At 64.0% G+C, this 13,444-nt stretch carries 12 protein-coding genes; 8 read left to right on the top strand and 4 right to left on the bottom strand.

Annotation, left to right across the window (positions count from 1 at the left end; genetic code table 11):
- The first annotated feature begins 169 nt into the window (after positions 1–169).
- Positions 170–2,092, top strand: coding sequence for a DUF1549 domain-containing protein (locus J8F10_RS10755; RefSeq protein WP_210653822.1), 1,923 nt, complete (start codon positions 170–172; stop codon positions 2,090–2,092).
- Between the two features lie 87 nt (positions 2,093–2,179).
- On the opposite strand, the gene J8F10_RS10750 is transcribed toward J8F10_RS10755, so the two are convergent.
- Entirely contained in the window at positions 2,180–3,433 is a 1,254-nt protein-coding gene (locus J8F10_RS10750; protein WP_210653821.1) for an SH3 domain-containing protein, read from the bottom strand.
- Positions 3,434–4,064: 631 nt separating this feature from the next.
- Here J8F10_RS10750 and deoC point away from each other — a divergent pair.
- Entirely contained in the window at positions 4,065–4,718 is a 654-nt protein-coding gene (gene deoC, locus J8F10_RS10745; RefSeq protein WP_246524149.1) for a deoxyribose-phosphate aldolase, read from the top strand.
- A gap of 51 nt (positions 4,719–4,769) precedes the next feature.
- On the opposite strand, the gene J8F10_RS10740 is transcribed toward deoC, so the two are convergent.
- Together J8F10_RS10740 and J8F10_RS10735 are read right to left on the bottom strand one after the other, a co-directional pair.
- On the bottom strand, positions 4,770–4,973 hold the full coding sequence (locus J8F10_RS10740) for a hypothetical protein (protein WP_210653819.1): 204 nt from the start codon (positions 4,971–4,973) through the stop codon (positions 4,770–4,772).
- Between the two features lie 178 nt (positions 4,974–5,151).
- Entirely contained in the window at positions 5,152–5,706 is a 555-nt protein-coding gene (locus J8F10_RS10735; protein WP_210653818.1) for a dual specificity protein phosphatase family protein, read from the bottom strand.
- 312 nt (positions 5,707–6,018) lie between these two features.
- On the opposite strand from J8F10_RS10735, the gene rpmG reads away from it, so the two are divergent.
- The 5 genes from rpmG (at position 6,019) to pdxH (ending at position 10,214) form a co-directional block, all read left to right on the top strand.
- Positions 6,019–6,189 (top strand): 50S ribosomal protein L33, encoded by a 171-nt coding sequence (gene rpmG / locus J8F10_RS10730; RefSeq protein WP_052560921.1) that lies wholly within the window; start codon positions 6,019–6,021, stop codon positions 6,187–6,189.
- A gap of 176 nt (positions 6,190–6,365) precedes the next feature.
- Positions 6,366–7,937, top strand: coding sequence for a shikimate dehydrogenase (gene aroE, locus J8F10_RS10725; protein ID WP_210653817.1), 1,572 nt, complete (start codon positions 6,366–6,368; stop codon positions 7,935–7,937).
- Between the two features lie 18 nt (positions 7,938–7,955).
- The gene (locus J8F10_RS10720) at positions 7,956–8,513 is read left to right on the top strand and encodes a shikimate kinase (RefSeq protein ID WP_210653816.1); all 558 of its coding nucleotides are present in this window, start codon (positions 7,956–7,958) and stop codon (positions 8,511–8,513) included.
- Positions 8,514–8,717: 204 nt separating this feature from the next.
- On the top strand, positions 8,718–9,425 hold the full coding sequence (locus J8F10_RS38670) for a hypothetical protein (RefSeq protein ID WP_246523162.1): 708 nt from the start codon (positions 8,718–8,720) through the stop codon (positions 9,423–9,425).
- 150 nt (positions 9,426–9,575) lie between these two features.
- Entirely contained in the window at positions 9,576–10,214 is a 639-nt protein-coding gene (pdxH, locus tag J8F10_RS10710) for a pyridoxamine 5'-phosphate oxidase (protein ID WP_315854103.1), read from the top strand.
- Between the two features lie 250 nt (positions 10,215–10,464).
- Here the strand turns inward: pdxH and J8F10_RS10705 are convergent, their stop codons facing one another.
- Positions 10,465–11,667, bottom strand: coding sequence for a protein kinase domain-containing protein (locus tag J8F10_RS10705; protein WP_210653815.1), 1,203 nt, complete (start codon positions 11,665–11,667; stop codon positions 10,465–10,467).
- A gap of 343 nt (positions 11,668–12,010) precedes the next feature.
- Here J8F10_RS10705 and J8F10_RS10700 point away from each other — a divergent pair, with 343 nt between their 5' ends.
- A complete protein-coding gene (locus tag J8F10_RS10700; protein WP_210653814.1) occupies positions 12,011–13,312 on the top strand; it encodes a hypothetical protein in 1,302 nt (433 codons plus the stop codon).
- Positions 13,313–13,444: the final 132 nt, after the last annotated feature.

Raw genomic sequence — 13,444 nt, 5'->3', positions numbered from 1 at the left:
CCGCGTCCGAATATGGTGGGGCGATAAGCCCGGTTTAAAGTGAAAAACGTTAGACCGGCCCTGCGCCACTGGTCTACACTACCAAAACGCACACCAAACACAGTTTACCAGCCCCGGACCGCGCCGGAGGCGGCTTTCACGACAGGCGAACCCTCAAAGGGGAACTCGGATGATCCGCTCTCTGCTCCTTCTCGGCGCCCTGTGCGCTGCGGCTCAAACATCGGCCGCCGCCGACGACCCGAAGCCCACTCCTCCCCCCGTCCCCACGGTTCCCCCAACGGCCGGCATCTCGCCGCAGACGCAGAAAATCAACGAACTGATCGCCAAGAACTGGGAGGCCGCCGGCATCAAGAAGCCGGCCGAGCGGGCCACCGATAACGAGTACATGCGCCGGGTGTTCATCGATCTGGTCGGTCGCATCCCGACCGTCGAAGAGATCCTGGACTTCGAGCAGGACCGGGCCGCGAACAAGCGCGTGCGCCTCGTGCAGCGGTTGCTGAACGAGAGGAAGTTCACCCCGAAGGTGAACGGCAAGGCCGTGACCGCGGTCTCGGGGCTCGCGAAGGTTCCGATCGACTACTCGGCGGCCTACGCCCGCAACTTCGCGGAAATCTGGTCCGTGTGGCTGCTCACCCGCAGCGGGGTGGACGCGATCTACCGCGAACAGCTCATGATGTGGCTGGAGGACCAACTCGACAACAACGCCCCGTACCGCGAGTTCGTAACCGGCCTCGTCACCGCGACCGGCAAGAGCAACGAGAACGGCGCGGTCCACTTCGTGTTCCGGCACCTCGGCGACGCGATCCAGGCCGACGCGAAGGGCCAGCGCGTCGACCTCGAAGAGTTCGGCAAGTACGACAACGTACCGGTCACCTCGCGCGTCACCAAGCTGTTCCTCGGGATTCAGACGCAGTGTACCCAATGCCACGACCACCCGCAGGCGAAGGAGTGGTTGCAGGCCGACTTCTGGGGCGTGAACGCCTTCTTCCGCCAGACCGAAAAGGTCGGGCTCCAGAACAACATGCAAAAGAAGGCTATGCAGGCGCAGAACTTCGTCGAACTCCGCGAGATGCCGAACTGGAACAAGAAGGGCATGGTGCTGTACGAGCGCCGTGACGGTCAGCGCCGCGCCAGTTATCCGGTGATGCTCAAGGATCTCGTACAGGCTGAGAAGGAGGAAAAGTCCTCGAAGAACCTGGTCTCGACTCCGGTGGGTACCAAAACCCGGCGCCAGATCTTGGCCGAGTGGGTGACCCAGCACGACAACTTCGAGCGGGCCTACGTGAACCGGCTGTGGGGCCACCTGTTCGGGCGCGGGCTGCAGAAGGACGCGACCGTTGACGACTTCAAGAGCGACAACGAGGTGGTTCACCCGGAACTGCTCGCGTACCTCGGCGAACAGTTCAAACAGTACAACCACGACACGAAGAAGCTGCTCGAGTGGCTCTGCACCAGCGACGTGTACCAACTGAGCCACGTCACCGGGAAGGAGAAGGTCGGAGGAAAGTCGCTGACCCATTCCGACTTCGACCCGTACTTCGCCCGGATGCCGCTGAAGGCGATGTCGCCGGAAGTCCTGTTCGACTCGCTCTCGCTCGCCACGCGCGCCGAGGGGCGGCTCAAAGAGGCCGAGTACAAGGCCCTGAAGGCCAGTTGGACCGGGAAGCTGGTTCGCAACTTCGGTGACGACGAGGGCAACGAACTGAGCTTCAACGGGACCGTGGTTCAGGCGCTGCTGCTGATGAACGGCAAGGATCTGAACGATCAGGTCGGTACCGCGCGGGATAAGGGTGTGGTCGCTGACGTCGTGAAGAAGCACCGGGGCGCCCCGAGCGCCATCTACGGCGAACTGTTCCTGATGACCGTGAGCCGCCACCCGTCGCGCGAAGAGATCGCGAAGCTCGAACAGGTCCGCAACGGTCGGGCAACGATCAACCTCAGCGCCCCGGCACCGAAGGGCACGGGCACGACGCCGAAGCCGTCCACCAGCGGCATCACGGCCGTTCCGGGCGCGTTGCCGGACGACGTCACCTTCTACCAGGACGTGTTCTGGGCGCTGCTCAACACGAACGAGTTCATGCTGAACCACTGATCGGTCGCGATCTGACGTAACGCCAAACGCCCGCGGACTCGTGTCCGCGGGCGTTTGTGTTTGAATTCACTTCCCGTTGCTGGCACATCACGGCGCCAAGTCGATGCTCGTCGCGACGAGGCACGGCCGTTTGAGGCCGTAGGCCGTGGTTGTGGAACCAGTTACTTCAACACGTCGGCCGAGGTGTTGCGCCAAATTGACACCCGGAGCCGAGGTCACGTACATCTTCGGCTCACCCGAAGGCGATTCCAGGATGTACAGTTGGCGGTTCAGACCCGGGGGGGTGAGGTTGGAACGCGCTAGTGTTCCGCTCTGTGTTTCCACGCGCTCGTCTTTCGCGCCGTTAGTATTTGCCGCTGGGGGAAGTGGTTCCGGCGTGCCCGGCCGAACGGCGCGGTCTTCCTTCGTCGGTGGTTTGAGCAAGCTCGTTGGCATTGTGGGCGCGGTGGTGCTTCCGCGGGCCGAGTCCCGTTGCTTGCCGCGGATGTCGTGAACGCGGCTGAAGCACTGGTTCGCGATCTCGTGATCGCCGCCGGTCCGGTTGATCTCACCCGCGAGTTGGAAGTACAGGTCCACCGCGTCCTTGAGTCGGTTCTCGCGTTCGGCGGCTTCAGCCTTTTCCCACAGTGGGTGGTTCACCGCGGGCTTGCTCGCCGTTGTGCCGGCCGTGGGAGTAACGCCCGGACCCGGGATCGCCGCGAGCGGCCCGCCCGCGGGTGTTGCAGGAACCACAGACGGACTCCCGCTTCCGCCCGGCGGAATCGGCGTCACGTTCTCGTTTACCCGGACGGTGATTCCTGCATTCACGGCTTTCTCGAACTGCACGGCCGTCTTCGGTATGTAGCGTACATCCCCGTGAGGGGGAGTAATCGGGTACCAGCTCTTCCCGGCGAACGATGCTTTCTGCCCAATCACCACGAGTTCCGTTCCTGGAGGGAGCTTAACGCGGCGGATGTCGAACGGTTCATCCGAACCGACTTTACCCGTCGCAATGGTGATCTCGCCATCGGTTTCCACGAACACGTTTCGCGGCGTTTTGGGCGGTAATTTGAGTTGCTCGTCCGTGAGTTGCTCGCGGCTGTAGTCGTTGATGAACTGAGCCTGCACCCAACTGATCGACCCTTGCGGTGCGGTAACGGCGAGCCAGCCGTTTTCCGCTTCTCTTTCGACAATTACCGGGGTGCCCTGGCGTAGTGTGCCGGTGTCCGGGAACTGATCGCTTGCTCCGGCTCGCAGTTTCACCTCGGGGGCGACGACGGTGGCCTTGTATACGGCCGGTTGTGCGGTCGCGTGTGCTGCGAACAGGGCGACGGTCAGCCCGGCGAGCGCGGCACGAAGCATGGGGGAATCTCCGGGACCGTGGGGGATATTTGAGAGTTCCTCCACGCATACCATGCCCCCAAATGGGGTCAAGGTCGGTCACTACCGAACGCACGCGGGGCTGGTGAGCCAATCCGCGCCAGTCGGCTTGACCCGGAGCGCAGCGAGGAACCTCCGCAGTCTTCCGTACTCGCCCCGGTGGGGGCGTTTTCTCTCAACGGGGTGTCCGTTTCCGCCCGCACGATCGGCCCGGCTAACATTTGCTAACATTTTGGGCCGGCGCGGGTGTGGGCCGGGGTGCCACCGCACAGACCCACAGCATTTCAAGGCTTTTGGCCCCTTTGCCTTCCGTGGAGACCTGGATCGGAGACTAACATTCACTGATAAATCGCTCGTATCGTGCGGGTTTTGGGCACCATTCCCACCGAATGTTGGTCGCGCTTCGTGTGTCTCGAAGGAGCACACTCTCGACTCTTCGACCGGACGCCAAACCATGTGTATATTATAGTGTACGAAATTTCAAAAAGCAACGAGTAAAGACGTCCGGAGCGCATCTGGGTTCATGGCGAATCGCCGGTATCCTAACCCCAATCGCTCGTTTCTCTCTCACCGGTGCATCGTGACCAATCCGACAATTGCCGACCTCGCCCGGATGTTCGACCACTCGCTGCTCCAGCCCAACCTCACGGACGCGGACCTCGAGCGCGGGTGCCTCCTCGCGCGCGAACTCGGCGCCGCGTCGGTGTGCATCAAGCCCTACGCGGTGCGGCTCGCGGCGAAGCTCCTGGCGGGCAGCACGGTGCAGGCCAGCACGGTCATCGGCTTCCCACACGGCGGGCACCTCACGGCCGTGAAGGTTTTTGAGGCCGAACGCGCAATGGACGACGGCGCGACCGAACTCGACATGGTGGTCAACGTCGGCAAGGTGCTGAGCGGCGAATGGAACTTCGTGGCCGACGACATTGCGGCGGTGGTGCGGGCGGCTCACGCGCGCGTCGCGAAGGTGAAGGTGATTTTCGAGAACGCATATCTCAAAGACGAGCACAAACGGGAACTGTGCCGCATTTGCGGTGACGTGCGCGCGGACTGGGTGAAAACCAGCACCGGCTACGCGGAGACGGGGGCCACGATCGAGGACCTGAAACTGATGCGCGAGCACAGCCCGGCGTGGGTGCAGGTGAAGGCCGCGGGCGGCGTCCGCACGTTCGAGAAGTTGATGGAAGTGCGCGCGATCGGCGTGACCCGCGTGGGCGCCACCGCGACCAAGGCGATTCTCGACGACGCGAAGGCGAAGCTGGGCGCGTGATGGGTGATCTGCCGTCGGGCATTCGCGCTGCTGCTCCCGTGGAGCGCCGGATTAGGCGCGCTTGTCGGTCAATGGTTCCAACCGTTCGGCCAGTGCCGTAAGCGTGGCGGCGATGGCCCGCGCATCATCGGCCGTCAGCTCCACTGGGTCACCGAACCGGGTAGTGGCTTTGAGCATGATCGACGACTCTGCCTCCAACCAGCAATACACGTCTTCGGTTGGTCGAGCAACTTCTGGTTTGTCCGTGTCGGCCACCTCGTGTCCTCCTGTGCTCGAACTGACCCTCACCGAAACGGCGAGTGATCCAGCGATTTACTGAGAGCGACGGCTCTCTACATCGTTCGCTTACGTCCAGGGAAATTGCTGGTGAATATGATCGGACAATTTTTGGACTGCGGTGCCGCGGGAAATGATCTACCATCAGCGGGTAGAATCAGGGGCCGCAGATACGATTTGAGGCTCCTTGCGCTTCCAGTGCCTCGAATTCCTTCTCCATTTCGTCGTAGTAGTCGGACAATTGGACGTGTGCGTGGCGCCTGTGCCAATCATCGAACGAATCGAGTACGTAGAGCGCGTCGAGGAGCGTGTCACCAAGGCTAATCACAAGTCGATTGGGCCGGTGCCGCGTCGGATCGAGAAGTTTGAGGGCCTCTGTAACCCCGCGCTCGCGGCAGCAGATGAGGTAGGCCAGAGCGACACTGCGCCCGCGCCCGGCCCGACAACTCACGAGCAGTTTGTCTTTTCCTTGAGCGAATTCGATCGCCTGTGCGATTTGGGCTCTCGTAGGTGTTTGCTTGTCCGCTCGCGGTTCCTCAATGTCATCAAAGCGGAGATAGAGGTGTGACGGGGTGTGTTCTTGAACGAAGTTGGTAGCTTGCTTGTTGGAATCGAGCAGCACGAGTGCGTGCCACTGTTTCAGCTCGCGCTCGAGGAGCAGACTGGCCGCTGTGTAACCAGCGATCCGTATCTCGGTGTTTTTGGGCTCCATCCAGTTACCCCAAGTTTGGTTGGTGGCGGAACGCAGCACGCGCGTGCGGCCTCGAGGCGCGTCGGGACGCGCCCACGGCTTCAACCGCACTACCGTTTAACTTCGTCCGCGTAATTTACCACACTGCGGGATGAGTCACTCGCGTCGTTGCCAACTCACCCCACAACTATTCCCAGGCGATCCGCACCCTTCACCCCGCGCACGCAGAGTTCGTCACGCACCCTCCCCGATTCCCCTCCCGGGTGCTATCATTCCTGTATATCCCGGCTGCAGCCGGATTACGTACCAAACTCCCTTACTAAAGGGCCGGACATGGCGAAGTCGAAAGAAGCGCGCAGCACCATCAAGCTGAAGAGCGAGGCCAGCGACCACTGCTACTTCACGCAGAAGAACCGGAACAACACCAAGGAGCGCATCTCGCTCCGCAAGTTCGACCCGGTCGTCCGCCGGCACGTCATGTACAAGGAAGCCAGCAAGGTGTGACCCTGTCGGGGCCAGGGAAATCCACAAGAACGCGAAAACCCAGGCCCGGTGGCCTGGGTTTCACATTTTTGCGGCCGCTTCACACTCACCCCGCTCGCGGGTTGCGTGTATTTTGGTGATTGGGGCCGTTGAATTCCGAGTTTGCTCCGTTCGCATTTCCCCGTTGAGGGAGCGCTATGTCGTCGGACCGGGTGCTGGTGGTGATCGGCCGGACGCGCCACAAAATGGTGGTGGCCGAGCTACAAGAAGCGGTGAAGCGCGGGGCCAAGTTCATCGAACTGCGGCTCGACTTCCTCGCGAAAGCCGTGGACTTCAAGCGCCTCGCGCCGCTCAAGCAGTGCCCCTGGGTCGCCACGCTCCGCCGGCCCTCGGACGGCGGCCGGTTCCCGGGTAACGAGCAAGAGCGGATGATGATCCTGCGCCAGGCGATCGTCTCCGGCGCGTTCGAGTGGGTCGATCTGGAAACGGACATCGCCGGTACGGTCCCGCGGTTCGGCCCGGTGAAGCGGATCGTGAGTTACCACAACACCACCGAGACGCCCGCGAACCTGGACGAAATCTACGCGGAGATGCTGAAGCAGGACGCGGACGTGTACAAGCTCGCGGTCGCGGCACAATCGCCCGAAGATGTGGGCCGCGTGCTCCAGCTCCAGCGCACCGCGCCGAAGCCCACAGTCGCGTTCTGCATGGGCGACATCGGCCAGCCGACGCGGTTCCTCGCGCTCAAGTTCGGCGCGCCGTGGATCTACGCGGCGTTCAACAAGGAGCGCGGGATCGCGCCCGGGCTGCCGAGCTTCGACGAGTTCCGCACCACGTACCCGGTCCAGAACGTCAACGCGGACACGCAGGTGTTCGGCGTCCTCGGCGACCCGGTCGGGCACAGCCTCAGCCCGCTGCTCCACAACCACATGTACAAGAAACTCGGGGTGAACGCGCTGTACCTGCCGTTCCGCGTCCCCCGGGGGCAACTGCCGCTGGCCCTGGAGTCCTACGACCAGATCCCGGTGCGCGGGTACAGCGTGACCATTCCGCACAAGGAGGCTGCGGCGAGCCTCGCACGCGAGAGCGAACCGAACGTACAGGTGACCGCGTCGGCCAACACGCTCGTGCGGCGCGATGATGGGAAGTTCACCGCGGCCAACACCGACTTCGCGGCGGCCGCCGATTCGCTCAAGGGGTTCCTCGCGGAACGCGCGAAAGAGGGGCCGAACACGCAACTGAGCCAGCTCTCGATCCTGATCCTCGGCGCGGGCGGCGCGGCGCGGTCCATCGCCTACGCCTTCCACCGCGAGGGCGCGCAGATCACCATCGCGGCCCGCACCTACGAGCGCGCCCAGAAGCTCGCCGAGGACGTGAAGTGCAAGGCCGTGGACTGGCACGCGCGCCACAGCGTCTCGTTCGACGTGCTCATCAATTGCACGCCCGTCGGGATGCACCCGAACGTGGACGAGTCCCCGTGCCACTTCAGCGTCCTGAAGCCGGGCACGATCGTGTTCGACACGATCTACACACCGGAGACGACGCTCCTGATCCGCGAGGCCCGCGCGCGCGGGTGCGATACGATCACCGGTGTGGACATGTTCGTCCGGCAGGCCGCGCGACAAATCGAGCTCTTCACCGGCCTCGTGCCCGACACCGAAGTGATGCGGCTCATCATGCGCAAGGCGCTCTCCCCGCTCACGAAGGCGTTCGACGAGGAGACCGAACCGAAGGACCAGCCGACCGCACCCGAAAGTACCGAGGAGTGAGGCTCCCACCGAACCGATATGGCCCAGAACATCATCCTTGTTGGTTACCGCTGCACCGGGAAAACGACCGTCGGGAAACTCCTCGCGGAACGGCTCGCCCGGCCGTTCGCCGATGTGGACGATCTCGTGGAAGCACACGCGGCGAAGTCGATCAAAGACATCTTCGCGGCCGAAAGCGAAGCCGGGTTCCGCGACCGCGAGTCAGTTGCGCTCCAGGAACTGTGCGCGCGGTCCACGAGCGTCATCTCGACGGGGGGCGGAGCGGTCCTGCGTGAAGCGAACCGTGCGCTCCTGAAGGCGAACGGCTTCGTGGTGTGGCTGACCGCGACCCCCGAGACCGTGTGGGCGCGGCTCCAAACGGACCCAACAACCGCGGCGCGCAGACCGAACCTGACTTCGACCGGTGGCGAAGAAGAGGTACGCGCGCTGATCGCGGCGCGCGAGCAACTCTACCGCGAAGTCGCGGATTGCGCGGTCGCGTGTGACACTTTACCACCCGCGGGCGTCGCGGACGTCATTCTCACCGCATGGACAGCAGCACAAACCGAGCGCTCTGCTTTACGCGACCAGCAATGAGCACTGGGGAACGTCTGGGCATTTTCGGCGCGAAGTCTCCTCTCAAAATCGCACGTCTGTGAGCCAAAGGCCGCAAAGGGTTTCGGCGTCATGAATTGAGGAATTCGCAGAAATCCTGTTTCTGCCCGGGACGAAACAGCTTCGTCAGGACTTGGCACCGGCACCCCGATCGGTCATGCTGGGAGCGGTTCCAGGGGGTGACCGATGACCGAAAAGCAATGGCTGAAGTGTGCGGAACCGGAGTTGATGTCGGAGTTGCTCAAGACGCAATTGAGTGAGCGCAAGAGCCGGCTTTTGGCGTGTGCGATTTGCAGAGACATGGGGCGAGAGATCAAAGACCAGCGATTCTCGCGAATGATCGTTACTGGTGAACGCTGGGCCGACGAGGGTATTGAACCGCCTGAAGCCGACGAGGTTAGCAATGATGGCGACACCCTACACGACGAGGCTTGGGCGGCTGGTAATCTCGGCACCTCCATTGCAGCTCTCAGCACGCAGTTTTGCATAATGCCGGTCCCTTTACACTCATTTTTCCCGCCCCCGAAGCCCAAACTGCAAGGCTGGCGGCGAGTTCTAGAAATCAGTTCCAAAGTTCTGGATCGCGTGCTCGGCAATGAAAATGAGGCGCAAGCACATTTCCGAGAGGAGAGGCGAACTCGGTGTTACTACGCGCGTGAAGTTCTTGGCAATCCCTTTCGCCCCGTAACTTTCGCCCCCGACTGGCGCACCTCTACCGCTCTCGCACTCGCGGCGCAGATGTACAGGTCGCGGGACTTCAGCGCGATGCCCATTCTCGCCGATGCACTGCAAGACGCGGGCTGCGAGAATACCGACATCCTGAATCACTGCCGCGGCCCCGGACCGCACGTTCGCGGGTGCTGGGGCGTGGACTTGGTGCTTGAAAAGGAATAAACACCGCTGGCGCTCAGAGCGCGGGTACCTTCGCGTGGTACACCGTGCGGTGCGAAGAACGTTGGACATCGTTCCATGATCGGGACGACTGGGACATGACTATTCGAGCGGCGATTGTCACGTTACACCTCGAGCGGAGCCAGAAGACACGTGCCTTCATTAGCTGATCTGCGCAAAGAGTATTCCGCCGGTGGGTTGTCGGAGGCGGACGCGGGCACCGACCCGTTCGCGCTGTTCCACCACTGGTTCGCGCAAGCGGTCGGGACCGAGATGACCGACCCCAACGCGATGATTCTGGCCACCTGTGCCGCCGACGGCCAACCGTCCGCGCGCGCGGTGCTGCTGAAGGCGCTCGACGCCCGCGGGTTCACGTTCTTCACGAACTACGACAGTCGCAAGGGCAACGAGATGGCCGCGAACCCGCGCGTCGCGCTGGTGTTCCTGTGGCACCCGCTCGAACGGCAGGTCCGCGTGGAGGGCACGGTCGAGGTCGTGACCGCGGCGGAGTCCGACGAGTATTACGTCAAGCGCCCGCTCGGGAGCCGGCTCGGGGCGTGGGCGTCGCCGCAAAGTGCCGTGATCGTCGGGCGCGAGGTGTTGGAGCAGGCGCACGCCGAACTGATGGCGAAGTTCCCGGATGGGAACCCGCCGCGCCCGCCGAATTGGGGCGGGTACCGCGTGCTGCCCGCGGTGATCGAGTTCTGGCAGGGCCGGCCGAGCCGATTGCACGACCGGATTGTGTTCCGGCGCACCGCCACTGGGTGGGCGCGCGAGCGGCTGGCACCCTGAGTGCAATGCGAACTTGAGCGCTACCGCACGAGGTGGGAATTCGTTGTTTCGGTTCTGGGGTGCGTGGAGCCGAGACCAAGTTTCGGTCGCGGCTTCCGCGTGCATTGGTTCTGGATCGTGTTGATCTTGCTAATCCTGTCAAAACTCTTCGTTCGATTTCAGATCACACCGGCCGGCTGACACCGGCCGTTCGCCTGAAACACACCCCGAACTATTAGGCACTCGACCGAGCCCCGTGTCCGACTGTGTTTCAGCCGACGTCGCTTTGTGGGCGCTTCGGGGGCGGGGTGATGATCGTCGGCGTCGCGCTGGAGGACGCGGTATCGGGGTCGGGCGAGGTGCGCGTCGTGAGCCCTTCGAGCGCGAGCTTCCACTCGGCCGCGTCCGCCGGGCGCCGGGACGGGTTGTGCGCGACGCTGTGGACCAGGAGCGACACGAGGCTCCGCGGGAGCCCGAGCGTGCGCAGGTCGTCGGCCATGTCCGGGCCGGGCCAGAGCGTGAGGTCGCCGAGCAGCATCTGGAACGCCAGGACGCCGAGCGCGTACACGTCGTCGCGCGGGTCGGGCGATTCGCCGTTGCGCTGTTGCGGGCTGGCGTACCCGAAACTCCCGGCCGCGCGGAGCAGCGTGGGCACGCGGCCGCTGTTCGTGAGCAGGCCGTGGGTCTGCCCGTCCACCAGGTGCGCGACCGCGGCGCCGCCGATGCCGAAGTCCGTCACGCGCAGCGCGCCTGTTTCGTCGCGCAACACGTTGGCGGGCTTCAGGTCGCGGTGAACGATGGGCGTCGCGAGCCGGTGGCAGTGCGCGATCGCGGCGCCGATCGAGAGGAGCGCGCGGACCGCGCGCCGGATGCGCTTCGGCTGGGACCGGGTGTTCCACTCGCGCACCGCGTCGGCGAGCGTCCCGCCCGGGACGTACTCGTACATGAGCCACGGGATCTCGCCGTCGAGGTTGCACTCCACGAGCGGGACGATGTTCGGGTGGTCGCCCGCGTGCTTCATCACGCGCACGAGCACCTTTTTCTCGTGCGTGACGAGCCGGTGGCGCGCGTCCGGGTGGGTGAAGAACTTGACCGCGCGGCGCACGGCCTTCCACTCGTGGCGCACGAGCCACACTTCCCCGAACCCGCCGACCCCGATCTGGCGCTCGAGCACCCAGCTCGACAGCCCGGGGACCGGGTCGCCGTTCTCGAACACGAGGCGGATCGGTTCCACGACCTGGACTCCGGTCCCGAGGCGCGCGCGGTCCGCGCTGTCCTGAGCGCGCGTGTCCGGCGGCCCGTCGGGGTTACTGGTCGGCGCGGGGCGGAACGGGGTCGCACCGGGGTAGGGCGAACCGGCGACGAAACGGAACCCGCACTTCGGGCACGTCACGGCTTTACCGCTCGGTACCCGCAGGGGCGTCCGGAGGGACGCCCCGCAGTTCGGGCTCGGGCAGACATACGAAACGGGCATTCGGCACTCCCGCGTCACTGCGGTGCCTGGGCGCACTTGCGAAGTTGGACGACGTGATGGAAGTATGCTACCAGAGCGACCCGGAATTGGGAATCTGGATGTGTCCGGGGGGCGAATGGTACAGATTTGTTGTCGAGAAAGCCGTCACTTTGCGCCGGGCGAAAGGTCGGTTAGCGCCTGTAGCACCCGGAGCGTAGAGCGCGTTCGCGCGTGGGGGGAACCGGGTCCCCGCAACTTCTCCATTTTTCGCGGAATTCTTCCGGGCCGCTGTCGTCTCTGGCGGTGACGAACGCGGGTTCCAGCCGGGCGCGATTCCGCGCCGGCCGTTCGGCGGAGGTTCACTGTGACCGAAACGCTCGTCTCGTGTGCGGTGCTGATCGCGTCCGCGTTCGTTTCGCAGTCCCCCCGCGCGCAGCCCGAAACACTGATCCGGCTCACGGTCGATGCGACGCCCGCTCCGCGGCCGGCACTCAAGTACATGCTCCTGCCCGAAATCAAGGAGATGACGCAGGGCAACCCGATCCCGAACTACCTGAAGTGCATACTCGACGAAGAAGCGACGGGAACGAACGAGCCCCTCAATCGGCTCGGGCTCAAACAGGTGGACCGCGCCGCGCGGATGGACAAACCCGACTGGCAGATCTTACCCAAACTGAAAACCGACGGCGTCGGGCTGTTGCTCCCGGACCTCCAGAAGATGCGGCAACTGGCGAGCGAACTGAACGACCGGTTCCGCGGCGAGGTCGCGCTCCGCCGGTTCGACGACGCCAACGTGACGGCGAAGACGATGTTCGCCCTCGCGCGGCACATGGGCGAACACCCCACGCTCATCGGCGACTTGGTCGCGATCGCGATCGCCACGGTCGCGATCGGCCCCTTCGAGGAAATGCTGGGCCAGCCCGGGTGCCCGAACTACTACTGGGCGCTCACCGCCCTGCCGCACCCGTTCGTCACGCTGGATAGGGGACTGGAGGGCGAGCGGGTGTTCGTTAGTGCGGAACTGCGTGACCTGGACGACACGAACCCGATGACCTCGGCGCAGCTCCGGAAGCTCATCGCGCACCTCGATACCATCCGCGAAATTCAGAGGAACGAGAAGAAAACCGGTGAGTGGCTCGCGGACCGGGCGAAGGATGAAAAGAACCTCACCGCGGCCCGGGCGCGGCTCCGCGAACAGGGGCTCCGCGCGGACCGGCTCGCGCTCTTCTCGCCGTACCAGGTGCTGCTCCTGGAAGCGAAGATGGACTACGAGATCCAGCGCGACGAAGAGATGAAGTTGGTGTACCTGCCCACCTGGGAGGCGGTGGCGCGCCTCAAGGATTACCCGAGGCCGAAAGAACAACCGCTCTTCAACTCTTTCCTCTCCGCGCTTTACAAGGTGCGATTGGCGCAGGGCCGTCTGGAGCAGCGCATCGCGCTCCTGCGTCACGTCGAGGCCGTGCGCCTGCACGCCGCCACGCACGGAGGAAAGGCGCCCGCAAAGTTGTCCGACGTGACGGTCCCGCTCCCGGTCGATCCGTTCAGCGGGAAGGCGTTCCGCTACGAGGTGATTGACGGCGTGGCCCACATCCGCGGTACCCCGCCGGAGGGCCAGGAGAACGTCGCCGTTTACAACCTCCATTATGAAATCATCATCCGCAAGTAAGCTGGTACACAGGGCTTCCGCCCTGTGCTACGTCAGACGGCCCCTTGTATGTTTCGTAAACCGAAGAGTGGTGGGGTAGGCCGCACGCCCCTTGGGAGTGAAATCCCGTCCCGGAGCAAGGACCACCCCACG

Source organism: Gemmata palustris (assembly GCF_017939745.1).
Classification (GTDB): Bacteria; Planctomycetota; Planctomycetia; order Gemmatales; family Gemmataceae; genus Gemmata; species Gemmata palustris.
This window is presented reverse-complemented; position numbering and strand designations above follow the sequence as displayed.

Coding starts and splice junctions, on each gene's coding strand:
- J8F10_RS10755 (WP_210653822.1), top strand. CDS start 170: ATGATCCGCTCTCTGCTCCTTCTCGGCGCCCTGTGCGCTGCGGCTCAA.
- rpmG (WP_052560921.1), top strand. CDS start 6,019: ATGGCGAAGTCGAAAGAAGCGCGCAGCACCATCAAGCTGAAGAGCGAG.
- aroE (WP_210653817.1), top strand. CDS start 6,366: ATGTCGTCGGACCGGGTGCTGGTGGTGATCGGCCGGACGCGCCACAAA.
- J8F10_RS10750 (WP_210653821.1), bottom strand. CDS start 3,433: ATGCTTCGTGCCGCGCTCGCCGGGCTGACCGTCGCCCTGTTCGCAGCA.
- J8F10_RS10735 (WP_210653818.1), bottom strand. CDS start 5,706: ATGGAGCCCAAAAACACCGAGATACGGATCGCTGGTTACACAGCGGCC.
- J8F10_RS10705 (WP_210653815.1), bottom strand. CDS start 11,667: ATGCCCGTTTCGTATGTCTGCCCGAGCCCGAACTGCGGGGCGTCCCTC.
- J8F10_RS10720 (WP_210653816.1), top strand. CDS start 7,956: ATGGCCCAGAACATCATCCTTGTTGGTTACCGCTGCACCGGGAAAACG.
- deoC (WP_246524149.1), top strand. CDS start 4,065: ATGTTCGACCACTCGCTGCTCCAGCCCAACCTCACGGACGCGGACCTC.
- J8F10_RS38670 (WP_246523162.1), top strand. CDS start 8,718: ATGACCGAAAAGCAATGGCTGAAGTGTGCGGAACCGGAGTTGATGTCG.